The 24,205-nt window shown below is 46.8% G+C and carries 23 protein-coding genes; 12 read left to right on the forward strand and 11 right to left on the reverse strand.

The features are described 5' to 3' along the window. Window positions 1-67: 67 nt before the first annotated feature. Window positions 68-382: a hypothetical protein gene (locus HQN79_RS04830; RefSeq protein ID WP_173284601.1), complete on the forward strand. Its 315-nt coding sequence runs from the start codon at window positions 68-70 to the stop codon at window positions 380-382. A 334-nt stretch (window positions 383-716) separates the two neighbouring features. Here the strand turns inward: HQN79_RS04830 and HQN79_RS04835 are convergent, their stop codons facing one another. Beyond that, window positions 717-1,322: a TetR/AcrR family transcriptional regulator gene (locus HQN79_RS04835; RefSeq protein ID WP_173284603.1), complete on the reverse strand. Its 606-nt coding sequence runs from the start codon at window positions 1,320-1,322 to the stop codon at window positions 717-719. Window positions 1,323-2,015: 693 nt separating this feature from the next. Between HQN79_RS04835 and HQN79_RS04840 the strand changes: the two genes are divergently transcribed. Genes HQN79_RS04840 through HQN79_RS04875 form a run of 8 tightly spaced genes read left to right on the forward strand, consistent with a single transcriptional unit; the run spans window position 2,016 to window position 9,384 of the window. Next, window positions 2,016-3,080 carry an ABC transporter substrate-binding protein gene (locus HQN79_RS04840; protein ID WP_173284605.1) on the forward strand — a complete coding sequence of 355 codons (1,065 nt, stop codon included), beginning with the start codon at window positions 2,016-2,018 and terminating at the stop codon, window positions 3,078-3,080. Window positions 3,081-3,111: 31 nt separating this feature from the next. Then, window positions 3,112-4,365: an NAD(P)/FAD-dependent oxidoreductase gene (locus HQN79_RS04845; RefSeq protein ID WP_173284607.1), complete on the forward strand. Its 1,254-nt coding sequence runs from the start codon at window positions 3,112-3,114 to the stop codon at window positions 4,363-4,365. A gap of 11 nt (window positions 4,366-4,376) precedes the next feature. Beyond that, entirely contained in the window at window positions 4,377-5,618 is a 1,242-nt protein-coding gene (locus HQN79_RS04850; RefSeq protein WP_202984516.1) for a YlbE family protein, read from the forward strand. Next, on the forward strand, window positions 5,615-6,514 hold the full coding sequence (locus HQN79_RS04855; protein WP_202984517.1) for an ABC transporter permease: 900 nt from the start codon (window positions 5,615-5,617) through the stop codon (window positions 6,512-6,514). The genes HQN79_RS04850 and HQN79_RS04855 overlap by 4 nt, the downstream gene beginning before the upstream one ends. Continuing rightward, window positions 6,511-7,338, forward strand: coding sequence for an ABC transporter ATP-binding protein (locus HQN79_RS04860; RefSeq protein WP_173284611.1), 828 nt, complete (start codon window positions 6,511-6,513; stop codon window positions 7,336-7,338). Before HQN79_RS04855 ends, HQN79_RS04860 begins: the two co-directional genes overlap by 4 nt. Window positions 7,339-7,385: 47 nt before the next feature. Further along, window positions 7,386-7,706 (forward strand): 2Fe-2S iron-sulfur cluster-binding protein, encoded by a 321-nt coding sequence (locus HQN79_RS04865; protein ID WP_202984518.1) that lies wholly within the window; start codon window positions 7,386-7,388, stop codon window positions 7,704-7,706. A gap of 42 nt (window positions 7,707-7,748) precedes the next feature. Continuing rightward, window positions 7,749-8,153 carry a RidA family protein gene (locus HQN79_RS04870; protein ID WP_173284613.1) on the forward strand — a complete coding sequence of 135 codons (405 nt, stop codon included), beginning with the start codon at window positions 7,749-7,751 and terminating at the stop codon, window positions 8,151-8,153. Window position 8,154: 1 nt separating this feature from the next. Next, window positions 8,155-9,384, forward strand: a complete 1,230-nt coding sequence (locus tag HQN79_RS04875; protein WP_173284614.1) for an NAD(P)/FAD-dependent oxidoreductase — start codon at window positions 8,155-8,157, stop codon at window positions 9,382-9,384. Between the two features lie 152 nt (window positions 9,385-9,536). Here HQN79_RS04875 and HQN79_RS04880 read toward each other — a convergent pair whose 3' ends face one another. The 9 genes from HQN79_RS04880 to HQN79_RS04920 all read right to left on the reverse strand — a co-directional run bounded on the left by HQN79_RS04880 (window position 9,537) and on the right by HQN79_RS04920 (window position 21,824). After that, window positions 9,537-11,318, reverse strand: coding sequence for a V-type ATP synthase subunit A (locus tag HQN79_RS04880; RefSeq protein WP_173284616.1), 1,782 nt, complete (start codon window positions 11,316-11,318; stop codon window positions 9,537-9,539). Next, window positions 11,311-11,970, reverse strand: coding sequence for a hypothetical protein (locus HQN79_RS04885; RefSeq protein ID WP_173284618.1), 660 nt, complete (start codon window positions 11,968-11,970; stop codon window positions 11,311-11,313). The genes HQN79_RS04880 and HQN79_RS04885 overlap by 8 nt, the downstream gene beginning before the upstream one ends. A 17-nt stretch (window positions 11,971-11,987) precedes the next feature. Next, a complete protein-coding gene (locus tag HQN79_RS04890) occupies window positions 11,988-12,653 on the reverse strand; it encodes a hypothetical protein (RefSeq protein WP_173284620.1) in 666 nt (221 codons plus the stop codon). 19 nt (window positions 12,654-12,672) lie between these two features. Further along, complete coding sequence (locus tag HQN79_RS04895) at window positions 12,673-13,119, reverse strand: ATP synthase subunit C (RefSeq protein ID WP_173284622.1); 447 nt, start codon at window positions 13,117-13,119, stop codon at window positions 12,673-12,675. Further along, complete coding sequence (locus HQN79_RS04900) at window positions 13,107-14,864, reverse strand: V-type ATP synthase subunit I (RefSeq protein WP_173284624.1); 1,758 nt, start codon at window positions 14,862-14,864, stop codon at window positions 13,107-13,109. The genes HQN79_RS04895 and HQN79_RS04900 overlap by 13 nt, the downstream gene beginning before the upstream one ends. A 1-nt stretch (window position 14,865) precedes the next feature. Then, window positions 14,866-15,480, reverse strand: a complete 615-nt coding sequence (locus HQN79_RS04905; RefSeq protein ID WP_173284626.1) for a V-type ATP synthase subunit D — start codon at window positions 15,478-15,480, stop codon at window positions 14,866-14,868. Between the two features lie 2 nt (window positions 15,481-15,482). After that, on the reverse strand, window positions 15,483-16,826 hold the full coding sequence (locus tag HQN79_RS04910; RefSeq protein ID WP_173284627.1) for a V-type ATP synthase subunit B: 1,344 nt from the start codon (window positions 16,824-16,826) through the stop codon (window positions 15,483-15,485). 568 nt (window positions 16,827-17,394) lie between these two features. Then, window positions 17,395-21,420 (reverse strand): NACHT domain-containing protein, encoded by a 4,026-nt coding sequence (locus tag HQN79_RS04915; protein WP_173284628.1) that lies wholly within the window; start codon window positions 21,418-21,420, stop codon window positions 17,395-17,397. 11 nt (window positions 21,421-21,431) lie between these two features. Further along, on the reverse strand, window positions 21,432-21,824 hold the full coding sequence (locus HQN79_RS04920) for a DUF3293 domain-containing protein (protein WP_173284629.1): 393 nt from the start codon (window positions 21,822-21,824) through the stop codon (window positions 21,432-21,434). Between the two features lie 147 nt (window positions 21,825-21,971). On the opposite strand from HQN79_RS04920, the gene HQN79_RS04925 reads away from it, so the two are divergent. Genes HQN79_RS04925 through HQN79_RS04935 form a run of 3 tightly spaced genes read left to right on the forward strand, consistent with a single transcriptional unit; the run spans window position 21,972 to window position 23,775 of the window. After that, window positions 21,972-22,190 carry a hypothetical protein gene (locus HQN79_RS04925; RefSeq protein WP_173284630.1) on the forward strand — a complete coding sequence of 73 codons (219 nt, stop codon included), beginning with the start codon at window positions 21,972-21,974 and terminating at the stop codon, window positions 22,188-22,190. Between the two features lie 2 nt (window positions 22,191-22,192). Further along, window positions 22,193-22,771: a hypothetical protein gene (locus HQN79_RS04930; RefSeq protein ID WP_173284631.1), complete on the forward strand. Its 579-nt coding sequence runs from the start codon at window positions 22,193-22,195 to the stop codon at window positions 22,769-22,771. 56 nt (window positions 22,772-22,827) lie between these two features. Continuing rightward, entirely contained in the window at window positions 22,828-23,775 is a 948-nt protein-coding gene (locus HQN79_RS04935) for a hypothetical protein (protein WP_173284632.1), read from the forward strand. A gap of 74 nt (window positions 23,776-23,849) precedes the next feature. On the opposite strand, the gene HQN79_RS04940 is transcribed toward HQN79_RS04935, so the two are convergent. Further along, window positions 23,850-24,173 carry a hypothetical protein gene (locus HQN79_RS04940; protein WP_173284634.1) on the reverse strand — a complete coding sequence of 108 codons (324 nt, stop codon included), beginning with the start codon at window positions 24,171-24,173 and terminating at the stop codon, window positions 23,850-23,852. Window positions 24,174-24,205: the final 32 nt, after the last annotated feature.

Below are 24,205 nucleotides of genomic sequence, written 5' to 3' on the forward strand. Positions count from 1 at the left end.
AGAAATAAACAGTCAGCATAGTGTGATTGCTACTGCTTGGCGCGGGGTTAGCTTGAGGGGAGATGGTATGAAATTATATAAAGATATGCACAATGAGGTTTTTGTTATCCCGGAAGGACAAGAGCATCTGGTCAGCCATGACTGGATCGAAATTACACAAACCGAAAGAGAAGCGCTGATCAACAAACAGGGCTCGAAAACGGTTAGTCCGGAGCGGATCGAGCAGATCAAAGCGCGTTTGGATTTAATCGACTTCGAATCGATTCGCCCGTTGCGGGCAATTATTACCAATACGGCCAACCTGTTTGATCATAAAAAACTCCACGCCCTGAACAACGAACGAAATGAATTGATGTTCGAATTGTCGGTTCAGCGATATTGAATACCGACAGCCTTGAAGGGGGCAAGGCATCCTGATTGGTTCCGGCTGGTGACTGGCTAAGCAAGCTTGTTTAATGCTCTTGCTGCATTTTTAACCTGCCATTTTTTATCTTGCAATCGACGCTAACTTTTGTGAAAGATTATTGATGCATAATGGCCGATCAGTCTTTCTTTTGGTATGAAAAATAACACCGCTGTACAGCAAAAAAAAACCGGCCAAGGGCCGGTTTTTTATTGGGCGAAAGTCAGGCATAAGATTCGCTGTGCGAATTTTGTCTTATTCTTTCTTTTCGCTTAAATTGGCGGGGATCTCTTTTTCTGCGGACCGTCTGTGATTACTTCTGTTCAATCGCCGTCTCTACCAGTATCTGGGCGGCCATTTTGGCATGGGTCGCAGGTTCCGAAGTCTGTAGCGTCACTGCGCTGACAATCGCACCGTCGACAAGTATCCCGAGTTGTTCGGTGAGCAAACGGGGGGCGTTCGCTCCGGCAGCGATAGCCAACTCCTGAATAAAGCTGTTGGTGTTTTCCCGATGTTGCAGAGCGAGCTCCCGTATGGACTCATCCTGCTTGTGATTTTCCATCACCGCATTAATAAAGGCGCATCCAAAAAAGGATTCATCTTCGAACCAGACTTTAAGGGCATCGAAAATGCACAGTAATCGTTCGCGAGGGGTGTCGGCGGAGGAGTTGATGAAATCACGGAACCAGTCGAGCCATAATGCGCTCTCTCGTTCCAGAACGGCCCGTACAAGATTTTCTTTGGAATTAAAGTGTTTATAGAGTGTTCGCCGTGCGACGCCGGACTCATCCAGCACTTTCTTAATGCCGGTAGCGTGGATGCCGTCACGACAGAATAGTTCATTGGCTACGGATAACAGACGTTCCGAAGAGCCGATATCCGTTTTGTTGGCATTGCGTTGGTAGCATGCGTGTTTCAAGCCGATTCTCCTGACTTTTGTAAACCTTTCATTCTGAATTTTACTCTAAAACTTAGAGTGCTCCGGCAAGATGTATTTGGTTTGAAGCTCTGAAGTCTTGTTTTTCGAGAGCAGTAAAGGCTCTACCGCTTTTTCAATAATGTGACCGGCCAAGGTTCTATTCGCCGGCACAGTCCTAAGACGAAGATTTCCATCTTCAGGCATTTGCATCACAAATCCGCTCATTCCGCTTCGATGTCTTTGATACGTTTGGCAAGCTGTGATTCGCCTAAGTACGGCGAAGTGCGGTTCTCATTATTGTTCTCCGTTTGGCTTTAATACCTCGTCCCAGGCAACTCAGTCCTTTAATTTCGCTATCTTAAGGAGGGCGCTTCTGTTAGTCAATCGTCCCTGTCGTTTGGAGAACAGTCGTGTTTAAAAATTGAATGCTGAATCAGTGTCGCATAATGGTGCGCAATTTTACTAGGCGCTCATTATTCGTGCGTTCTGAGTTATCAGAATAGAGTTTGTTTTTTTGGGTAAATGGAAATAAGTTTATTTAAATCAATTACTTATATTTTATTTGTTTTATTGGCACACCTCTTGTTTACTACTGGATAGACCGATTGGTCTACTTGTTTTCCATCGTCCAACGAGGCAGCCAGGTAATGACTGTCTGATCAATTACTTGTATTTTTTTAGGAGTCTCACCCCATGAAAAGCGATCTATTTAAGTGGTTTCAATCTACCGATGTTGTTAGCAAAACTGATGAAACAGGTCACGGCCGTCGTGACTTTTTACGTACCGGTTGTTCCTGTTGTGCGGCGCTTGCGCTGACACCGGCTGCCGGACTTATGCTTGCGACAGCCGGTCGAGCGGAAGCAGCAGTTTCCAGCACGACTCTTAAAGTCGGTCATTTGCCTGCCGGATGTGTCTCACATGTATTGCTGGCGAAGAAGCGCGGCATGTTTGCCAAGGCCGGTCTCAAGGTTGATCTGGTTCAGTTCAATGGTCCGGCGGATAACATTCGCGCATTGGTTGCCGGGGAGTTGCACATGATGCACAACCCTTGGACGACAACCATGGCCGCTTACGCCGAAGGCAGCAAGGATCTGCGCATTATCGGCGGTTCAGGTCTGGCCGGTATTGAACTGGTCGCTCGCAAGGGCAGTGTGGCCAACGTAAACGAATTCATCGAAAAAGCCGGTAAGAAACTGCGTGTCGGGACTTTGCGTCTGGATACACTTGAATTGGTCGCTCACGGTGTGATGTCTCAGAACGGCGTCTCTTACGACGATTACGAAATGACCTTTTTCCCGAGTATGGTCGGTATGGGGGAAGCGCTTATTAACGGTTCCGTGGATGTGTGTACTCTGGCTCAGCCGTATGCAGAAATGGTCGTGAAAGAAGCGGGTGGAATCTATCTGGCTGACAGTAACGATGTTTGGGGGCCGGAAGCTCCGGATTGCGTCATCACCGCAACCGAAGGCTTCCTGAAAAAAGACAGTGCTATGGCCACCGATTACATGGCGGTATTGCGCGAGTCGGCCGAGTCTTTCTATAACGATTTCGATGCGGCATTGGACGACCTGCAACCTTTGTACGGAGTGCCGCGTGAAATACTTGCCATTGCATTGAAGCGCCAGTCGCCGGATCCGTTAATAAATGCCGCCGGTGTATCCGGTATTCGCAAAGGTGTGAAGTACCTGATCGAACTTGGTTACTTCGATAGCAACATTGCTGACGAAGTACTGAACCTCAGTCATCAGCCTGTGTGATGTTCATGGCAGACGAACAGGGAGCGAGTAAATGAGTGAAATCAAACGATACGATACGGTGATCGTCGGCGCGCGTGCTGCCGGCGCGTCGCTGGCGATTGAGCTGCAAAGATTAGGGCAGAAGGTTGCAGTGGTTGACCGCGCAACTTTCCCCTCTGACATTATGTCCACCCATGTGGTGTATCCCAATACTCTGAAGCGCTTCGAGCGCCTCGGGGTTTTACAGGAAATTCTTGATAACGGTCCGCCGCCGTTGTACACCTCATGGATTCATGAAAACCGCATGTTTGTTGCCCCGCATACGCCGGTGGACGGCCGCGATTGGGCCATCTGCGTGCGTCGTATTACGCTGGATGACATTATGGTTAACAAGGCGCGTGAAGAGGGGGCGGATATTTACGAAGGCTGGACTGTGACTGAACTGCTCGGTTCTGGTAGCGAAGAGGATCCGGTAAGCGGTTTCATTGCCAAAAATGGTGATGAGGTTATTCAGTTTGAAGCGGACACGGTTGCCGGTGCCGACGGGGTCAATTCAACCGTCGCCAGACTGGTCGGAGCGCAAAAGCGCAAGGTAATGCCTACCGATACCATGTTGTATTTTGCCTATTGGAAAGGCGTTGATACACGTAATACCCAGGACTTCTTCTTTGAACCTCCTTGGGTACATGCCCATTTTCCTGCTGACAACGGTTATCACGTCGTCACTATGAACGGGCCGCTGAGTGAACGTCCGAAAATCAAGAACATGGACGACTTCTATATGGAGCGTCTGAAATCCATGCCTGCACTCTGGTCGCGCCTGAAAAATGCGGAGAAAGTTACCCGTGTCAAAGGTACGCCGAAGTTGGAAGGTTATTACCGTGATTCCGTCGGTCCTGGTTGGCTGTTGGTCGGCGACGCGTCGCATTTCAAACATCCCGCTGGTGCGCAGGGGATAGGCGATGCTTTACATGCCAGTGAAGCGGTCGCGCCTATGATCTTGGCGGGCAACTATCGCAGCGAATATCCAAAATGGCGCGAAAGTGTCTCACGCGAACTGTATGCGTTTTGTAAACACTTGGCCGAAGTCCCTTCGGACGAAGGAATGCGAAAAGTGATGGATGCGGCGATTGCCGATCCGATTCTGGCACGCAAGCTGGGCGATGTATGGTGTAGAACCTCGAGTCCATGGAAGGATGTTATTCCACGCGCGCCATTCCTTGCCGAAATTATGGGGGAAAGTGTCGATTCAGTGCTGGAGCCTTTTGAAGAAGAGAGTTCTGTTCCTTTAGCAGTGACGGCTTGAGGACTGGCGTCATGGTACAGCAGATAAACAATCTCAGTGCGGCTAACCGCCTTGCCTTAGATCGCATTGCCGCCTGCGATCCGGTACTCGTCGGCATCGAGCCGGCACATGCCGCACTCGGTTTGCAAGAGAGGGAACTGGGGCATGCCGGTCCGCCTTTCGCCGATGATGAAATTCTGCCGGCAACGGTGCTGAATGCGCTGGCCGGTGCGGCCGTGATCGAGGGGTGGGCGAAAACCGTTCATGAGGCGCGATCAATGATCGAAAATCGCGAGATCAGATTGCGCAGTAACCATGAATTAGGCACCGTTTCGCCGATGGCCGGAGTGGTTCGGCCGTCACAACCTTTGATGCGGGTGGAAAACCGCATTGGCGAAGGCGTCTGTTATGCGACCTTTGCCGAAGGTGGACGTCGTGCACTGCGCTTCGGTGTCTACGACGATCAGGTCGCCGAACAATTGGCATTCGTAGAAAGCCGGGTCGCTCCTGCGATAGCCGCCTGTTTGCCGGAAGAGGGACTGGCGGTACTGCCATTAATTGCGGAAGGTGTTGCGCTCGGCGACGATGTGCATCAACGCAATATCGGTGGCATGTATGCTTTTATCAAGGCGCTTTCCGGGCTGGATGCAGACGTGCGCAGCTGGTTACTCGACAATCCGCAGCATTTTCTCAATTACGCCATGGCGTCGGCCAAACTGAGTCTGGATCAGGCTCGGGGAATCGACGGTTCAAGCATTGTGGTGGCGATTGCCCGTAACGGTAAAAAGTGCGGTATTCAGTTGGCTGGCACCGGTGCGAAATGGTTCTGCGCGCCGTCCGGAATTCCCGACGGCGGATTTTACCCTCCGTACACTCTTAAGGATGCACAGGCCGATCTCGGTGACAGTGCCATTATGGAAGCCTTTGGCCTTGGCGGTACCGCGGCGCATTGTGCGCCGCAGCTGGCTGCAGTTTTGAATACGCCTTGGTCGGTTGCGGTAAATGCCGGGCGTTTGCAGCGCAGCTTTTTTATTGCTGCCCATTCTCAAATACACCCGGTATTAGCCGGTGACGATGGACTCGGTCTGGGATTGGATGCCTACCGCGTCGTCAGCAGTCACAGAGGAGTGCGTATTCATACCGGGATCGCTCATCAGAACGGCATGACCGGCTGGATCGGTATCGGTGCCGTGGATGCGCCGCTGGATTGTTTTACTCAGGCCTGTAACTACCTTGACAGTGTCGCCCCGCAACAATTGGAGAAATGCGTATGACCGGTAATCGACCCGAGTCTGAAATAGTTGAAAACGCCGTAGCAGAAAATGTCAGTACTTCTGCGGTTCCGCAAGCTCGTTCATCGCGCAGCATTTCGGTAAAGCCCAGCCGCATGCGACTGGCCTGGAGTGAAGCGGGTTGGTTGCTGTTTGCCTGGCTGCTGATTGCCGCGCTGTGGGAACTGGGGGCTTATACCGAAGTGCTCAATCCGCGAATATTGCCGCCTCCGAGTGAAACCATACCTTATCTATTGCAGGGGCCTGCTCCGGCAGGTATCGGAGCACAGCGCACAACATTTCTGGGCGCTATTTTCGATACTTTGAGTCGTGTGGCTATCGGTTATCTTCTGGGGATCTTCGCGGCATTGCTGGTCGGGGCATTGATCGTCCGTTATAAGCCTTTGCGTCGTGTATGTTTTCCAATTGTTCAGACGCTGGCTCCGGTCTCTCCCGTGGCCTGGATTCCGTTTGCCATCGCACTGGTCGGGATCGGTTCGCCGGCTGCCGTGTTTGTGGTGTTTATGGCGATTTTCGGTTCGATGACGGTCTCGGCCGTGGCCGCTTTCGACAGTGTTCCGGAAGAGATGCTGAAAGTGGGGCGCAGTCTGGGGACGAGCAGCACGCATATGTGGACTCGGGTGATTATCCCGGCAGCCGCGCCCGATTTAATGGTCATGGCGCGCATGAGTTTCTTCGCTGCGTGGATGGCTGTATTGGCTGGTGAAATGGCCGGTATCAATTCCGGACTTGGGTATCTGATTATTCTCGGTCAGCAGATGTACAACATGAAACTGGTGATGGTGGGCATTATCACCATTGGCGTCCTGGGATTTGTTATTGATCGACTGCTGTTGCTGATTCAGCGTCGTTTGTTGTGGTGGGAGTATCGTCGATGAGTAATGTGAACGAAAAAAAGCGCCGTCCGACGCAAGTTGTGTTTGAAAACGTCAGTAAACGTTTTGGCGAAAAACAGGCGACGCAGGATGTCTCGCTCAAGGTGCCCGGCGGTAGTTTTACAGTGATTATCGGTCCCAGCGGCTGCGGGAAAAGCACTATGCTCGGCCTTGCTGCGGGACTGGATGAACCGAGCGAAGGTTACGTGTTTGTCGGTGGTCGTGAAGTGGCTGGACCGACAGAAAATGTAGCCCTGTTGTTTCAACATTACAACCTGTTTCCATGGTTGTCCGCCTGCGATAACGTCGCCTTTGCATTTCGCAATCGCGGCATGCCGCGCAAGGAAGCGAGACAGCGGGCAATGGAATTACTGGCAAATGTCGGGCTTGAGGATTATGCGGATAAGGTTCCGGATGAGCTCAGCGGTGGTATGAAGCAAAGGGTGGCGCTGGTACGTGCGTTTGCGATGCAACCGGGACTGTTGCTGATGGACGAGCCCTTTGCCGCGCTGGATCACCAGACCCGACGCATAATGCAGAATTATCTGCTGATGACCTGGCAAGCTACGGACGCCACGGTGATTATGGTGACGCACGATCTCGACGAGGCACTGCATCTGGCGGATCGCCTAGTGCTGTTTTCAGGTTCACCGGGCACGATCAGTGAAATTATCGATATCGATGTCCCACGACCTCGCCGACTCGATGAGGTTTCGCTGGCATCGATTCGACAGCGCTTGGAAGCGCACTTGGAAAAAGAGGTCGCCTATGACGAATTCACTGAAGCTGAACTGGCTCAGGTGATGGGCTTTGCCGCTCAATCGTAATAGAAGATTGAGGCGAATTTAACTAATTAATCCAATAGGAGATATTGATGCAAATTACATTTTTGTCCTTTGACGGTACATCTTACACCGTGGATGCAGACGAAGGCATGACGGCGATGGAAGCGGCGATCAACAACGGCATCGACGGTATTGAAGGTGATTGCGGTGGTAACTGTAACTGCGCGACCTGTCATGTGTTCGTTGATCCGAAGTGGAGTGAGCAGGTGGGGGAGGCTTCACCCATGGAAGAAGCATTACTGGCTTCGCGATCCGATCTTGCGGAAAACAGTCGCTTGGCTTGTCAGATTGATCTGGTGCCTGAGCTTGACGGACTGGTATTGCAGATGCCGGAATCGCAATTCATTTAAAAATCTATTTTCACTTTAACGGCAGTTTTTAAGGAGCTGATTTTGGAAGGTATTACACATCATTACGTTGAAACCGCTGCGCCGCCGGCGTCGCCTTATCATCACGCGGTAGAAGCGGCCGGATGGTTGCATGTCACAGGCCAATTGCCAACTGACCCGAAAGATCCGAAGGCACCTTTACCGGATGACATCCAGGCGCAGACAAAGCTGGTATTCGAGAATCTGCGACTGATTCTTGAGCATGCGGGCTACACGTTTGATAATGTCATGTTTCTACGTATTTACATGACGCATTTCAAGCGCGATTTTCACGCCATGAACGAGATTATTGTTGGCCATTTTAAGAAAGAGTATCTTCCGGGGCGCACAACTTTCGGTGTGGCTGAACTGGGACGGGATGCGCTGGTCGAAATCGATCTTGTCGCCTATAAAAAACCGGTTGATTGATATGAGTGATGCAGGCGTAGTTATTGTCGGTGCGGGACTGGCCGGTGCAACGGTCGCGACCGGCTTGGCTCAGGCAGGCTATCCGGGCACGATCACGCTGATCGGTGAGGAAGCCTATGCGCCGTATCAGCGTCCGCCTCTATCTAAGGGCGTTATCAATGGCGAGATCGGTGTCGATGCGTTGCTGGTCAAACCGGAATCCTATTATGCACAGAAGCAGATACAGTTAATAAAAGGCTGTCGGGTGCAATCTATTCAGGCGGAAGAGTGTCGTGTGCGCTTGGATGACGGTGAGCAATTAAGTTATAGCTCTCTGGTGTTGAGCACCGGTTCACGACCGCGTGACCTGCCGATCAAAGGGGTGGGCTTGAAGCATGTATTTTCCTTGCGTGGCATCGACGATGCGCAGGCGATCAAGGACGCTTTGCCTGAGAAGGGTCGGCTGGTGATCGTCGGTGCCGGTTATGTGGGGTTGGAACTGGCGGCATCCTGTGTCAAACAAGGACTGGATGTCACCGTACTGGAGCGCGCCGGGCGGGTAATGGAGCGCAGCGCATCGCCACAGGTATCAGAATACTATCAGAGTATGCATGAAGCGGCTGGTGTGAAGGTAGTGTGCAACGTCAATGTGTCTGCATTGCAAGGCGAACACCAGGTGACGGCGGTTGAGGCCGAGGACGGTCTTATCTGGCCAGCAGACGTCGTGGTCATTGGCATAGGTGCCGTTGCCAATACCGAACTTGCTCAGAAGGCAGGGTTGAAATGCGATGACGGGATTGTGATTGATGATCAGTGTCGCAGCAGTCATGCAAATATCTTTGCGGCAGGCGATTGTACGCGTCAGATTCATGCTTTATTGCAAACTTCCTTGCGCCTGGAGTCAGTACAGAATGCAACCGCTCAGGCTCGTATGATCGTTGCCCATATTATGAATAAACCGGCACCGCGCAGCGAAGTGCCCTGGTTCTGGTCCGATCAGTTCGATGTCCGTTTACAGATTGCCGGTATTGTGCGGCCGGATTATAGCCCCGTTGTACGCGGTGACCCTGCCAGTGGCAGTTTCACCGTTCTGCATATGATGGGAGGTCGATTGCAGGCTTTGGAAGCGATCAATAGTCCGATGGACTTTACGTTGGGGAAAAGGTTGATTGGCGAACAACTTCCGGTAAATCCGGATTCTCTTATCGACGAGAGCATCCCTTTGTACCCTCCACCGGCAATGCCCAAGTAGGGTTACAGCGTTTTGATGGCATTCAGTTTGGTCTGATAATAAACCGGCTCAGGCCGGTTTTAAGGGTTCGTTGAATTTAAGATTTAATTTTTGATGGGGGATTTCTGCCAGGCAGAAAAACCGGTTTTTGAACAAGATGATTCAAGCAGTATTTAATATGCTTCAATCATCTTGTTGATTTCATTTAAATGCTTGTTGTACTCACCTGAGGCATAGACCGAGTAGTTCATATTCTTGAAAATACCGGTGATTTTCGTAAAAAATGCGCTGGCGTCCTGTTTCTCATTAAACTCAAAATCTGTATCGACAATTTTCTTCAACAGGGTGAAGTTTTCTTTCTGGCGATTTAGGTCAACCGAGACATCGACCGGGTCGAAGGCGTCTTGCTGAAGATAGACCAGATCAAGCATTTTTGCTTTTTGGAAGAGGATGAAGTCATCCTGGGTTATCCCTTCTTCGCCGGTTACCTGCATCATTTGTTCGATACCTTCCGCTTTGACCAGTATCTCTCGCACTCGTTCTATACTGTCTGTCCAGTCCGGGGCGATATGTTTATCAAAATAGTCCTTTAACTGCAGCCCGTAACGCGACCATGAGATAAGCGGATCGATGGCAGGGTAGTAGCGTTTATAGGCACGGTCATAGGAAAGACCAAGGAAGGTTTTTACGGTACCTAAGGTTGATTGGGTAACCGGTTCTTCAAAGTTACCGCCCGCAGGAGAGACGGTACCGATAAGCGTCAGACTGCCTTTTTGACGATCCAGATTTTCAATTACGCCGGCGCGTTCGTAAATGTTCTTGATAGCCGAGTCGAGATAGGCAGGAAAGGCCTCTTCGCCGGGAATTTCTTCCAGTCGTCCTGATGTTTCACGCATCGCCTGAGCCCAGCGTGAAGTGGAATCCGCCAGAACCAGGGTGTCGTATCCCATTTGACGATAGTATTCGGCTAAGGTAACGCCCATATAGATTGAGGCTTCACGGGCGGCAACCGGCATGGATGAAGTGTTACAGATAACAATGGTGCGTTCCATCAGAGTGCCTTCACCTTTCGGGTCTTTCATCTCGGCAAAGGTTTCGATGGTTTCCACGACTTCACCGGCGCGTTCGCCACAGGCGACTACAATAACGATATCTGCGGAGGAATAACGTGATATCAAACTCTGCAGTACCGTCTTGCCCGCGCCGAACGGACCGGGAATACAGGCGGTACCACCTTTGGCAATCGGGAAGAAGGTGTCGATCAGACGCAGAGTCGTGATAAGGGGTTCATCGGGGAATTTTCGTTCGGCAATACGTTTTTCGATCAGTTTCTCCGGAATCGGAATACGCACCGGCCATTTTTGTTTCAGGGTAATGACTTCTTCGCGCCCCTGTTGATCACGAATACGCGCAATCGGTTCATCGACACTGAAGCTGCCGCCTTGAATCCAGGTGATTTCCGCTTCGCCTTTAAGATTGAATGGCGTCATGATTTTGTGCGTAAAGCGGCCTTCCTGAACGGTGCCGATGGGTTGGCTGGCAATCACTTTTTCCCCCGAACGAACCAGGGGATTGAATGCCCATTTGTGCACATTGTCCAAAGCATTCAAATACTTACCGCGAGGAAGAAAGAAACCGTGGGCGCTTGCTACCGAATGCAGCGGGTTCTGCAGGCCGTCATAGACTTTTCCCAGCAGACCGGGACCCAGTTCGGCGGAAAGCAGCTCTCCAGTCAGTTGAACCTGATCGCCGATTTTGACGCCTGCGGTTTCTTCATACACCTGTAGATCAGCCGTTTTGCCGCGGATTCGCAATACTTCGGCTTTGAGTTGCTCGTCGCCGACATGTACGTAGGCCACTTCATTTTTCATCAGATGGCCATGAGGATGTTCAATGGAAACGATATTGCCGTTTACTCCGGTGACTTTGGCAAAAGGACTATTTTGTTCAGACATGATTACCTAAGGCCTCTTCTAAAAGTAAGTTAAATTGGGTTTTGCCCTGTTCGCTGTTCTGTTTTTGCCAACCGTGAATCAGGTGCCAGCGGGCGTTGTAGATGATTACTGCCTCAAAGCTGAAGGTATAGTTCAAGGACTTGCGCAGCAGATATTGCCACAGGATATCGACCGTCTTATGGTGCACGCCTTTTACGTCATTGTCTTCAATCAGACTGTGCAGCTCGTTAACCCATGGATAACGTGCCGACATGCCGAGGTCGGTTTGATCCCAATGACGTTTTATGTGCCGATGCCACCAGCTGTCGACGGATGGCGGAAATGGCCGTCCTGCCTGGCGCAGGCGTAATGCGGCGTTGATAAAGCGCACATTCATCATATGCAGTATGAGACTGCGGGAGAGCGGGTTGTCAATCTCATCAAGAAATTCTTTCAGGACTTCGAGCGTTTCCAGGTCCGTGTGCTGTTGAGGATGATGCTCCCAGTGGAAGAATTTCTGTAATGCCGCCAGAGTTTTCGCATCTTCTTTTTCCAGTATTTGCAGGCGTTGTTCCAAGCGCAGCTGGCTAATCGGCTCATAATTGGGCGCGTCAAAGCGTGCGGGTAGATTGGGCAGGCTGGTGATAAGCGTAAAGTACTGGTGGCTTTGCATAGTCATCTCTATTTATGCTACTTAATACTGCCTTCGAGCAGGGCGCGGAAGCGGGGTAACAGATGTTCCAAAAACAGCTTTGTTATCGCTTGCGTGCTGAGATCAATTTCAATATCTTCCTCTATCAGGCGGATACGAATACCATCACCTGTATGGCTGCCGATTGTGACGCCTTCGCGGAGCATTTCCGCCGATACGGAGAGTACAAAATGGCTTAAGGTTCCTTCCTGAACGTTTTCAGGGTGCAGGCGTAATTCTTTGAGGCCGACGACGTCGTCCGGCAGCAGTAACTCGAAGGCACCGGTTGTTTGCGTCGGACGGGCTTTGCCGGCGATTTCCAGAATTACTCTTTGCAGCAGATCCTCATCGCGCAGGTGATGGGATACCAAACCATGCACCTGCTCGCTGAACTGGTGAGAGAGGGTTTCTTTGAGTTCCAGAATAGCATCGCGGGCGGCCAGATTCATGGCATCGCGTCCCGCTTTTTCCAATTGTTCCTTTTCGTGACGCGCCAGACTGATAATCTGTTCGGCTTCCTGTTTGGCGGCACTGATAATGTCATGGGCTTCTTTTTTGGCGTTATTGGTTATTTCTTCTGCTTGGTGACGACCTTCTTCGATCCCTTTTTCCCGTAGACGATCTACCAGGTCCTGAACGCCGGAAGAGAGTTGTTCGTTAGACATAGATTATCTCCTCTGGCGGCTAGGCTGGAATTCCGCCGCTGATAACCAGGGCGAAGATGAAGGCAAATACCGCAAAGCCTTCAACAATGGCAGCCGGTGCAATTGAGAGACCGAATACTTCCGGTTTGCTTTTACTGACATGAATCGCTGAAGCACAGGCATCCCCCTGACGCATACCGCTCCAGAGCAGAGCAAAACCGGACAGCACGCCTATCGCGAACAGGCCGGGGGCGTTGTCGATGGTTACCGCGCGTTCCAGAGTGAACATAATGACGATGCCGTAAATGGTCTGTGATGAAGGCATTGCTGATACACCAATAAATCGACCATGCCCCGTTTCGGTATCCAGCAAGGCGCCACAGGCTGCCTGACCGGCACGGGCACAGCCGATAATACTGCCGATGGCACCTAAAGCCATCGGTGCATAAATTCCAATCCAGCCTAAGGTGGTGATTAGCGCTTCCATTGTTTTACCTCGCGTTTAATAAAAGGTTGAAAAGGGTAGCCTTCGTCTTTCAGCCCCCAGTTAAAGAATTCGATGACGTTCAGGCGCAGTCCGTGAACCACGCCGCTCATAATGGCAAGAAGCAGGTTTAGGCCGTGCCCGAGAATGTAAATCAAAATGGCAAAGAATACGCCGATACCGGGCATGCTTTGCATGACATCGGAAGCCAGTTCATTGAAGGTGATCGCCAGCTGGGCACTTGCCAGCCCCAGCGCGAATAAGCGTAAGTAGCTCAATACGTCAGAAAAGGCTTGCGATACATTGGTTAGAGCCATCAGGCCGCCAAGGAGACGTTTCAAGGCGTTGTCGTTCGGACTGCTGAACCACAGGATCGTCAATCCGCCCAATCCCATTACAACGAATCCGCTGTTGCTTCCTTGCCAGACAATCAGGCCACCGACAAAAACCGCAATCCAGCCCAGATTCGCTTTGGCGCTTTCCCGATCGCGGTTCTGCCAAAACTGCATCGCATTAGCGAGAATCAGATGACTGACCCCCAGTAAAATGGAGACGGCCATCATCTGGCTGTGGTCGTTCATATTCAATATGTGCAAATGATGCCAGAAGCTCTCTTCGGCCGGCGTGTGCCCGAAATAACTGCCAACCATGACGCCATAGCCGATGGTTCCGGCGACGAGCGAAGCAAACAGATACTTAAAACGCGAGAATTTTCCCTTGGATAAAGGACGCCAATAGAGCAGTAGCATCAGGCCGAAAATCAGGCCGTAACCGGCATCGGCAATAATCATCGAGAAGAACAGGGTGAAGGAGACAAACAATATTCCTGACGGGTCCCATTGGGAATAAGCCGGGGTGGAGTAGAAGTTCACCATGTCTTCACCCGCCGAGAGTTTCTCGGCGTTTTTCATCAGTGTGGGCGGGCGATCTTTGATATCGGCCTCAATTTGGTGAACGGCCAGGCCTTTTTCTTTCGCCAACTTTGTCAGCGTTTCATATTGATCCACCGGTGCCCAACCCTGAACGATAAACACCTCGCCATCGACCTGGGTCATTTGCTCCGCCAGAGCCAGAGACGCTCTGTCGTCTGCGGCATCAATACGCTTGCCAAACAGGTCGATCCAGCGAGTGAGCCCGACTCTTTGCCAGAACTGCTCTTCGAGTTCGACTTCGCTGGCATCCAGGCGTTCTTGCAGTTCCGATAAGGGGACATTCCCGGTATGCGTTCGAGGTACCGGCATTTTAACGGGTTCGTCATCCGCAATGAGGACGACATAGCTAAAGCGGTTGTCTTTAAAAACCACTTGCCAAGGCTCTTCTCTGGTTTCAATCTCGTCCATTTTGTAGTGCGGCACGATATAGAACCAGAAACGGCGCTCTTCCAGTTCCTGATAGGGTTGTAAAACAAACTCGCCCCACGGCGACAACTCTTTGATGCGCTTGCGTAAAAATTCCTGCTCGTTTTCCAGATCATTGATGCGTTTTTTGATATCCAGAGTCAGGATTTGTACCTGATCGAAATCGAAGTTCTTTTCATCATGGTTCTGACGCAGTTTGGACGGACAGCTGGTGAGGTAACGATAGGCTTCGCGGGCTTCTTTGGAGATAAACACCGGAATTTCACCCTGCAACTCTGGGTTCAGATCCAGCAGGTGCATACATCCCAGTTCCTGCAACTCTTCCAGTGCTTCCCGGCGTTGAGCCAAAGGGCCCATAAACGTGACTTTATTGAGGCGTACGATGGACATCTTAAGCGCCTCCAGTTGTCGAGCTTAAGGTTTTCTTTTTGGCGAACTTGGCGCGAATTACCGAAGCTCGATCCGAATCATCCAGAAAAATTTTGATTTTCCGTATATCGTCATTGGTCTCGGGAATCAGGCGTTTCTCAAACAAGTTAACCCGCTGCGTTATCTTGCGCACCGCTTCTTCCAGAATAGCCGTTCGCTTATGGCCTACAGCCGCTTTAGCGCGCAGGGTGGCCACTTCCTTGAGGGCTTCAACCAGAGCGTCCACCCAGTAGGGGTTGGCCAGCATGGAATAGCTTTCCAGTGCAAAGCGGGTGTCTACATATAACGGAAGGGTGACGCCCAGAAGGTTCTGCTCGGCTTCATCGATACCGGTGACCTTTACCAGACCGTTTACTTTAATGTCGGCATTGGCCAGTAATCCGATCCAGTCCTGCGCCTGTGTCAGATGCTCTTCAATTGCCTGCAGGTGGGCATCGGTTTCCGCCCGGGCTTTTTGTAATTCAAGCATTAACTGCTGGCGTTTTAAGTCCAGAGAGGGTAGATAGCGTTTGTACATTCCCAGCTTGTCGCGGGATTGCTTTAGAGCGGTTTTGTTTAAAGCAATTTTGGCCGCCATAATCAGCTCGCCTTGTCTTGTGTCTGCTCGTCATCGTCAGGGAAGTATTTATCGATCAGCGCTTCTTTCATCAGTAATTCGTCTCGAGAGAAGCATTGCGCCAATAGTTTCCAGCCAAGATCCAATGCGTTGTTTAACGGGAGGGATACGTCGATGTCCATAAAGTTTTCGGTAAACATGTCACCAAATTGCAGACAGCGTTCGTCAAAATCGGAAAGTTCAAAAGCCATGGCGCGCTTTTTCTCCGCTTCTTTGGCGTTCGAATAAAAGCGGATCATCGTGTTCATCAGCTGCGAGTGATCTTCACGGGTTACCTTGCCGATCACCTGTTGCTTTAGGCGCGATAGAGAGCCGAAGGGGTCCAGCATGCCGTCGTGCAGATAAAACTGACCTTCGGTGATATAACCGGTATTGTCCGGTACCGGGTGTGTCACGTCATTCCCCGGCATAGTGGTGACGGTCAGAATAGTGACGGAACCGGCCCCCTGATAATCGCAGGCGCGTTCATAACGCACCGCCAGTTGAGAATACAGATCGCCCAGATAGCCGCGGTTGGAAGGGACATATTCCATTGCAATCCCGATCTCTTTCATGGCATCGGCATAGGCGGTCATATCCGTCATCAGTACCAGAACCCGTTTACCTTCTTCGACGGCAAAGCGCTCGGCTACCTTCAGTGCCATATCCGGCACCAGCAAGCGTTCTACGATCGGGTCGGAAGCCAGATTGACAAACATAACGGTACGCGCGAATACGCCTTCGTCTTCAAATGTTTTGCGGAAATAGTGGTAGTCGTCGTAAATCAGACCCAGACCGCCAAACACTACGATATCCGCTTCTGCCTGAATACCGATACGAGCCAGCAAATGGTTGTAAGGTTCGCCGGCAATGGAAAAAATCGGAATCTTCTGACTTTCCACCAAACTGTTGAACATATCAATCATCGGAATGTGGGTATGCACCATTTTGCTGGGAAGGACACGCTTGACCGGGTTTACCGTCGGGCCGCCAATATCGACTTGAGGATCGGCATCCAGAGAAGGCCCGCTGTCCAAGGAGGTTCCCGAACCGCCAAATACCCGACCAAGAATATTCGGGGAATAGGTCACCTGCATGGGGTGGCCGAGAAACTGTACCTGAGCCTTGGTCGACAGACCGCGGGCACCGGAGAAAACCTGCATGGAAACGACATCGCCTTCCAGACGTATCACCTGAGCTAAGGATTGCTCGCCATCGTGGTTCTCCACTATGGCCAAATCACCATAGGCGATATTGTCAGCTTTTACTTTAATGATATCGCCAATGATTTCGACCACTTGCGTATAGCGAGCCAGTTTGTTCAACACAGGTTTTCCCCTTTGAAAAACTAAGGAATTTATAGTTAACAATTTTTTTTATATGGTGGCAAGACTTTTAATTGACTAAGTAGTTTTTCGAGTGAAAAAGGCAGGAAGGGGCTCTAAAAAGGATGTGAAAATTGTTATTGTTTGCTTAGCTCAAGGTGGGCAAGATTCCGCTTATGTTTGGTGTTTTTCCTAAAAGTTAGGCGTTGCGAAGCTAAGGGAGTCTAAAAATTGTTACGTAATGCCATTGCAGACAGTTTTTTTCAATTGTCTGAATGCGAGCGGATCAGAGCAGAGTGTATGGAATTACAGATTTATCGGTTAGAAGCAGGAAGGAAATAAAAAAGCCCGAACGATTCCTAATCAATCGTTCGGGCTTCAGAATTGGTGGAGCTGGGGAAGGTACGGTATTACCTTTTTATGACGGATGTGGATTCTTGTTTTATTTTTACCCCTGAATTTACCCCTTTTTTATTCATGTGTATTTCAATATGTCCTCATTTAAGCTGTTGCGTATAAGTACAGTATTTTTTCTTGATTTTATGCGGTTAATTAGAAAACTTATCTTGTTTCAGCCTGTTACATCAATCATTACAGTTTTCAATCTATGATTGTCAGTAGAGCTTTGTATCTTGGTTAACTCTTCCTCTAGTAATTCTGCACTAGTTATAACAATGTCTTTTTGAGGGGGTTTGGGAATTCTGTATTTATTGGTATCTCCAAACCAGAACACCAAATAAATTCCATGTCCTTGTGATTCAGGATGAATTGTATAGAGTCGATCTAGTTGGTTGTAGCAAGCAGTCCATAAGTCATTATGCTGCTGACGTTTTATTTCGATTGGTAGCTTCATGTCACTACTTAGAATATTTATATCCGCTCTTTTATCATTGTGCATATGACCTTCGGGTTCTACACGAAGATTATGTGGGGTGTAGTAAGGCGTCATTAAGTCAATAAGCCTATCTCGACAGCTTTCCTCAGCCTTAGGGCTAGTAATTCTTGAATAACGGTCTTCGTTCCAAAATGCTTTATATGTATCTGTACTTCCCCCCTTTAATTCAGCTTTAAGATTAATGAAAACATCAATTGTGAAAGCTAATAAATCTTGAATATTTTGAGGGCTTTTATTCTCAAGTACATTAATAGTTTCAGGAAGGGAGGGTTGTTTGAACTTGCTTTCAACTACATAAGATAAATGTTGAGTTAATGAATATTTAAGATAGTCTCCATAGCTCATGAGTTTTGATGCTTCAATTAGTTGATTAAAAATATTTTCAATATTGGGATCAGTGTCGGACGCTAACTCTGAAATAACATCTCTACAGAATGAGCTTGCATCCCATGGGTTTTTGTCACCTGACCACCCACCTGTTGGGTGACTGACATTATCAAAAGATTCACCAACCAGATAGATAGCATATTTTTGTAGTTCAGAATTTTTTATTAATGATGGTATTTTGCTTCGTATATTTTTATATAGCTCTATGAATGCCCAGACATAAGCTTTACTTTTTCTAATATGTTTTCGAACACATGAAGGGGGTGATGGAAAATCGAGAAAAATAAGCAATGAATACCATACTGGTCTTACATTTATATTTGCACTAAAGCTAACAAGAGAAGATAGTGCTAAATTAATTAAATCTTTTTTAGGTTCATAGTATTTAATGAGAAGTACAAGAATAGTGTTGATATCATGGATCGATAATTGGTTTTGATATTTTGATAAAAGACGAAAAATAGAGTGGATATTTTGGGAGATCAGGTTTTCCAGTGTTAAAAGTTCGCTAATGTAGAAAGTTTGAGGCTTATTATTTTGAAGCTGAGCCGTAATAATGTCATTGTAAACTTGAAATGTTAAATCTGGATTTTTCTCTAAAATGGCGTTATGCCAATCTTTTGGATGAAAACGAGATTCTGGATTCCCTCTGTATAGAATCGCAAGTGCTAAGATGGTTTTAAGTTGCTCTTCTGGATAATCTGAAAAAGATTTTTTACTTTCCCAGTCTATATTTATGCTAGCCATAAAGCCATAAAACTGACTATGGAATCTATTATTTCCAACTTCAGTAATTAGTTGGTTGTATACATAAACTGAATATTCTTTGAATAAGTTTGAAAAGCCTGTTATGGCTATATTTTGGTCAAATTGACCATTTAAGTATGTCCTAAAAAAGAAATCTAAATCCGTAATGTCAGTGACCATTCCTCCATAAATTCGGCCTAAATAATTTAACCATTCTGAATGTCTTCCCAATCTAATTTCGTTCTGATGTAATTCAAAACTTTTAATATTTTCTTGTTTAGTTTCAAATTTTTTAGCTTCTGAATTAATTCTTCTTAAACTGTCTTTAAGTCTGTATTTAATTGAATCGAAAGTATATTTAATTCTAAGCTCTTCAATTCTTCTATTAGTGGTCGCTAGATCGCATAATGTTTCAAATTCTGCAAGATAACATTTGTCACTGGTTGAAATTCCTAAAGCAGCTCGGTAATAAAATTCAAACACTGAAGAGTATGGATTCAAGTGCCCATGACGAAGCTTTGATAAATAGTAGTCAAGTTTTAATACAGGTGGGAGGGAGTAATTAAAGTAGCCATCAAATGAATAATCAAATTCAACAAGAATGTCTCCGTTTTGTTTCCCCTCTAATGAATTCATCCCTTTTGAGTATGTTGAGAAGAGCAAATCCACTTTGTCTTTTAAAAGGTTTAATAATGGTGAGTCATCATTTTCTCTTACATAAGCTCCCCCCCTAAGCTTAGCTAAAGCTCTAAACCAATATAAAAATTGTATTTCATTGAGGGGAGCAACTTTTTCTAGTCTTCTAGCTAAAAGCCTACTGTAAAACCTGTGCACCTCAAAATACTGGTGTCTATCGTAATCGTCTTTGATAGTAAATGGTAAGGATGAAATTAAGTTTAGGATTATATTCAGCTCATCATCTGAAACTACCTCGTCCAAACAATAAAAATAACCGATTGTTTCATCATTGCAATGTTCAATATAGTCATTAACAGCGCCCACCAAGTCTTTTGGTTTAAATCCATAGTGGTAGTAGCGATTTAAGAATTCAATTCTTAATGTAATTGACGATGAATTTAGTCTGTTTTTTGAGAGTATTTGATAAATTTCTTGAGCTTTTTGGTAATTACTTAAAGAAAGATGCATCGCGTTTATGGCAGACATTCTTTCAGGTGAGTTAACATTCGATATTACATTTCTTAAAGTTGGCTCAAGTTCAGGAAAAAAAGCACCTTCTTTTAAAACATCGTAAACGACTGATCTTAGGTGATGATTTTCTGAACTTTGTAAAATTTTTTCGAAGTCAACAACCAATTCTTGAGTTGACAAGCCCTTTAAATAGGATGTCGACCAGTTATTCGCGCGAAAGTAGGGATTTTGTTTACTCAGCCCAGTTAACCCATTTAAAATTTCGCGTTTGGAATCGGTGTTTAGGCTTTTAGGGTCCCCATACATCAGAACACCCAAAGGGTCTGATTTTATAAGTTCTCTGTTATCAACAATAAATGTAGTTAGCCAAGCTACCAGTCCTCTGAGTTCAGTAGGAGTCTGTCCGTCTACTAAAATTAGCGATAAAACTCGGTTACGGGAAAGTTCTTTTTTATTTAATTTATCTGCTAACCATTTTCCAGCCAAAAATTCGGCAACTGTTCTATGAAAATATGTAAATAGATTAGGTAAAACTGATTTGAAGAGTTTTGTAGTGATTAAAGCTTGAAGAATACCCGTATCAAGTTCTCCAAGTTCAGTTAATGATGGGATATTTGGAACTGTGTTACCTTCTTGTATTTCAGCGTTTCCAGAAATAAGCATTAAAGCACACGCGTGCCCAGCTGCTTCAGTAAGAATATCAAAGGAAGGAAGAGAAACTGTATGTAATTTGTGGTGTTCACTATGCTCGTTTAATAGTTGTTGTGTGAACATAGAATAGAGTTGGGTTTTACTTTCAGGCCAGCATCCTTTATCGGCTACAACGCTGTATAAAGTAATTAAACCTAGAGGGGTCTTTATGAATTCTTCAGAATCATTCTCTTTACATTCATATGTGAACTCGGCAGCTTGAGTTGAGTTGATATTGAACTTATTAGTTAAAATTTCTACACATTCCTCTTCATTTAAATCCTGTAAGGAGGCAACAATGTAACTTCCTTTCTTTTCAAAGAAGCGCTTGAACTTTATTAAATCAGTATCCCCAAACCAATCTGCTGAACGACAAGAAATCCGAAAACTGTTCAAATCTAGTGGAAGCACTTGAGATATCAAATTATGAAGTGCGCTTTGGTCCTTGTTCAGTCGGCTTCTGGTTTCATCCAAAGCATCTATATAGAGAATGCCTTCCTTAGGTAAGGTTGATGAGTATATTTGAAATTCAGATGCGGTAATTAATGATGCGCTTTCCTGTTTGGATAAGGATTCAAATGTATGGCTTTTGCCGGAGCCTGGTTCTCCTAGTAGTACGATACTTTCATATTTTAGGATTGACGAAATTGGAACAAACTTACCTTCATCATCTGTTACGGAAGAATTTTCAATTTTTACTAATCGGTTGATTTTTTTTGTTTGGTTCATTGCTTTTCAATTTATGGATTGGATAATCGATCAAAGAAATTACTGACATAGACAAGCTCTTGATGTTCATCACAATAGGTTACGAATAGGTCTTCACCAGAAACAAAATAAATTGCATCCTGTTTGAACTCTAGACCAATATCACATGCTCGCTGCCAATCCAGTTTTGCAACGAATCCTGCTTCGGAATGTCCAGTGTCAGGATCAAACCCATCTATTGCACCGACTAACACCCCCAAATCGGTCAATTCCGTTTTGAGTTTTGCATTCGCATTGATATTTTCTTGCTCTGTCCAAGTCTCACCAGTCGTCGCATAAGCTGTGATGATCGAAAAGCTTTCAGGAAAATCTGATTTTTTCAGCTCAGAGCGAAAATGGGTTTTTAAATAGATTTTGTTCATCATTCGAATATAATACGTTCTAACACACCGCTGGATTTAATTTTTTCAACTTGCCGGGCGGTATATAAATGTAGGCTAAAGCGACACAATCCTATAATTCCCAGATTGCTGCCTGCTTCACTTATCACTTGGGAATGATAGGAGTCAGCCATGACTATTCAAATCAAACAATCTCCAACCAATCTACCAGCACCTGAGTGCGATACCGTTCAGACGGCCTGTCGCTTTGATCCTGACTTCTACACCGAAGAAGGTCGAGCTAACTACATCAAGTACCACGGTAATGATCTAACTCCGCTAATGAAGCCAAGAATCGAAATGCAACTCGATGGTGCTGTGTTGAGTGTTTTTGTCGGTAAGGGATCGTAACAATGTTCGATCTTATAAAATCTGAAAACATACTATACGATCAACTTATCATCTCGTATCAAGTTCATAACATCGTTGATTCGTTTCAACACCAGCTATGGATTGTAAAAGATGATGGTATTACTGAAATTGAACTAATCAGCGAACTTCAAGAGCCAAGTCATGTCATGACGATCGATAAGGTTGCTACGTTTGATTATGAAGGCTTTGCGAAGGATTTTATCAGTCGAGAAGATTTACGCGGCTGTTATGCTGATATTAGCGGAGTAGTGAGTGCTGAGCGTTGGAATGAACTTGTAAAAGCACATACCGATGCTTTCAATAAACAGAGTGAAGCTTATGTCCAACGACAAGAAGCTAACCCATCTGAAATATATACGGTGGTGAAAGAGTTGGGGCTTCAACCATTCAACCCCGGATATAACGAATATTCTTGGTATGCGAACTGTCCTAGTGGCAAGCAACACAACATGATGTTCAGTACCAAAAGTAATGGCTGGGGGTGCGGTTACTGCAAAGTGAAAGGCGGGCCTGAAGAGTTAACTGGCTTTTATCATTACATGAATGAAGCCATACGTTGAAAGACTCCTTGCATTTAGATACTAAATAATAGTCTTTTTTAAAAAGTGGGGTAATTATGCGATATTTCATGATAAAAGTTTTTTTTGTGCTTTCTTCGTTCATTCTTGTGCCGGTTGCGGTATATGCAGACTATTCAGAAAGTTCATTTGTAGCCTTAGCACCAGATGAGGAATTATGCAAAGGAAGTAAGGGGCATTTCTTGCCTCTACCCAGTATGGATAGCATAGAAGCGTCTTCTAAATACCTTCTTTCCGTGATTGATAAAAAGTTTGGAAGCAATTGCAAGTTTGACGGGCTTCTTTTAAAGGGGGAGATCACAGAAAATACGCTGTCCCAGTTAAAATTAGGCCTGCAAATACTTGAAAAACGTAAAAATGTAACCTCTATTCTCGGCGCTAATACATTGTGGCTAGACAGCCAAGGAGGAATTCTACTCGAAGCTATGAAAATAGGAGATCTTGTAGCTGAAAAAGGCATGAAGGCTATCGTTAAGATTAGGGGGAGTTGCTATAGCTCTTGTGTTTTTATCTACGCTGCTGCGAAAACACGTTCATCCCTTGGGGAAGTTGGAATACATAGACCATTCGCGGGCGAATTATCAACAGAAAACCTTACTTACGCAGAATACTTAAAGAAATATGAGTCACTGACTCCGATACTAAAACAGTATTTTTCAAAGTATGGCGTTTCTCCGATGCTTGTTGACTCAATGAATGTAGTATCCTCTGATGATATAAAAATACTATCTAATGATGAGCTCGAATCCTTTGGTCTTGGGTTTAAAAATGTCGCCGCAAAAGAATATGAGAAAGCAAGAACCATTCAGGTATGTGGCCAAGATTATTACGATATGCACCTTCGTTTTCATGGTTTAATCGAATCATGCAGAAAGCGTTTTGGTATAGGGGTATTAGATGAGAAAGATGAAGAGTGCTGGGGACTCGCACGTCAGGCATACCCAGATTATTCGGATAAGTTTAAAGAATGCAAAGCTAAACAATAGCTCTGGCGTATAGTAAAAATATCACTATATACGGAGGTCCTTTCTCAAGGAAAGGACAAAATGCTTCAGGTTATTCATAAAAAACTAATCTCGCTTTCGTGATCGAGTGCAGACTCATGCTCGATTACAAGGCCCTTCTTAGCCAATCTGTCGCGACCACGGTTGATGCGTTCGGACCACTCTTTGGCTGCAACAGTGTCAGTCACCTCCATGCTAACGTGCTTCTGCTTAGGGTACATATAGGGCATGAGGAACTTGCTGATGGATTCTACCGTCAGATCGTCACCGCGTGCTTTAGCTTCGACAGTGAGACGCGCCAGTTCTTCGAGTGGGTTGAGGTTGAACTGCTCCATAATCTCAACTGCTGATTTCACTGATTTTGGATTATCTAATTTCATGTATAAATCTCCGCTGTGTGCCTAAAATAATC

It is taken from the genome of Thiomicrorhabdus xiamenensis, from assembly GCF_013282625.1.
In the GTDB taxonomy this organism is placed as follows: Bacteria; Pseudomonadota; Gammaproteobacteria; order Thiomicrospirales; family Thiomicrospiraceae; genus Thiomicrorhabdus; species Thiomicrorhabdus xiamenensis.

Excerpts from the sequence above, each read along its gene's own strand:
- HQN79_RS04830 (WP_173284601.1), top strand. The coding sequence starts at position 68 with ATGAAATTATATAAAGATATGCACAATGAGGTTTTTGTTATCCCGGAA.
- HQN79_RS04840 (WP_173284605.1), top strand. The coding sequence starts at position 2,016 with ATGAAAAGCGATCTATTTAAGTGGTTTCAATCTACCGATGTTGTTAGC.
- HQN79_RS04845 (WP_173284607.1), top strand. The coding sequence starts at position 3,112 with ATGAGTGAAATCAAACGATACGATACGGTGATCGTCGGCGCGCGTGCT.
- HQN79_RS04850 (WP_202984516.1), top strand. The coding sequence starts at position 4,377 with ATGGTACAGCAGATAAACAATCTCAGTGCGGCTAACCGCCTTGCCTTA.
- HQN79_RS04855 (WP_202984517.1), top strand. The coding sequence starts at position 5,615 with ATGACCGGTAATCGACCCGAGTCTGAAATAGTTGAAAACGCCGTAGCA.
- HQN79_RS04860 (WP_173284611.1), top strand. The coding sequence starts at position 6,511 with ATGAGTAATGTGAACGAAAAAAAGCGCCGTCCGACGCAAGTTGTGTTT.
- HQN79_RS04865 (WP_202984518.1), top strand. The coding sequence starts at position 7,386 with ATGCAAATTACATTTTTGTCCTTTGACGGTACATCTTACACCGTGGAT.
- HQN79_RS04875 (WP_173284614.1), top strand. The coding sequence starts at position 8,155 with ATGAGTGATGCAGGCGTAGTTATTGTCGGTGCGGGACTGGCCGGTGCA.
- HQN79_RS04880 (WP_173284616.1), bottom strand. The coding sequence starts at position 11,318 with ATGTCTGAACAAAATAGTCCTTTTGCCAAAGTCACCGGAGTAAACGGC.
- HQN79_RS04885 (WP_173284618.1), bottom strand. The coding sequence starts at position 11,970 with ATGCAAAGCCACCAGTACTTTACGCTTATCACCAGCCTGCCCAATCTA.
- HQN79_RS04890 (WP_173284620.1), bottom strand. The coding sequence starts at position 12,653 with ATGTCTAACGAACAACTCTCTTCCGGCGTTCAGGACCTGGTAGATCGT.
- HQN79_RS04895 (WP_173284622.1), bottom strand. The coding sequence starts at position 13,119 with ATGGAAGCGCTAATCACCACCTTAGGCTGGATTGGAATTTATGCACCG.
- HQN79_RS04900 (WP_173284624.1), bottom strand. The coding sequence starts at position 14,864 with ATGTCCATCGTACGCCTCAATAAAGTCACGTTTATGGGCCCTTTGGCT.
- HQN79_RS04905 (WP_173284626.1), bottom strand. The coding sequence starts at position 15,480 with ATGGCGGCCAAAATTGCTTTAAACAAAACCGCTCTAAAGCAATCCCGC.
- HQN79_RS04915 (WP_173284628.1), bottom strand. The coding sequence starts at position 21,420 with ATGAACCAAACAAAAAAAATCAACCGATTAGTAAAAATTGAAAATTCT.
- HQN79_RS04920 (WP_173284629.1), bottom strand. The coding sequence starts at position 21,824 with ATGATGAACAAAATCTATTTAAAAACCCATTTTCGCTCTGAGCTGAAA.
- HQN79_RS04925 (WP_173284630.1), top strand. The coding sequence starts at position 21,972 with ATGACTATTCAAATCAAACAATCTCCAACCAATCTACCAGCACCTGAG.
- HQN79_RS04930 (WP_173284631.1), top strand. The coding sequence starts at position 22,193 with ATGTTCGATCTTATAAAATCTGAAAACATACTATACGATCAACTTATC.
- HQN79_RS04935 (WP_173284632.1), top strand. The coding sequence starts at position 22,828 with ATGCGATATTTCATGATAAAAGTTTTTTTTGTGCTTTCTTCGTTCATT.
- HQN79_RS04940 (WP_173284634.1), bottom strand. The coding sequence starts at position 24,173 with ATGAAATTAGATAATCCAAAATCAGTGAAATCAGCAGTTGAGATTATG.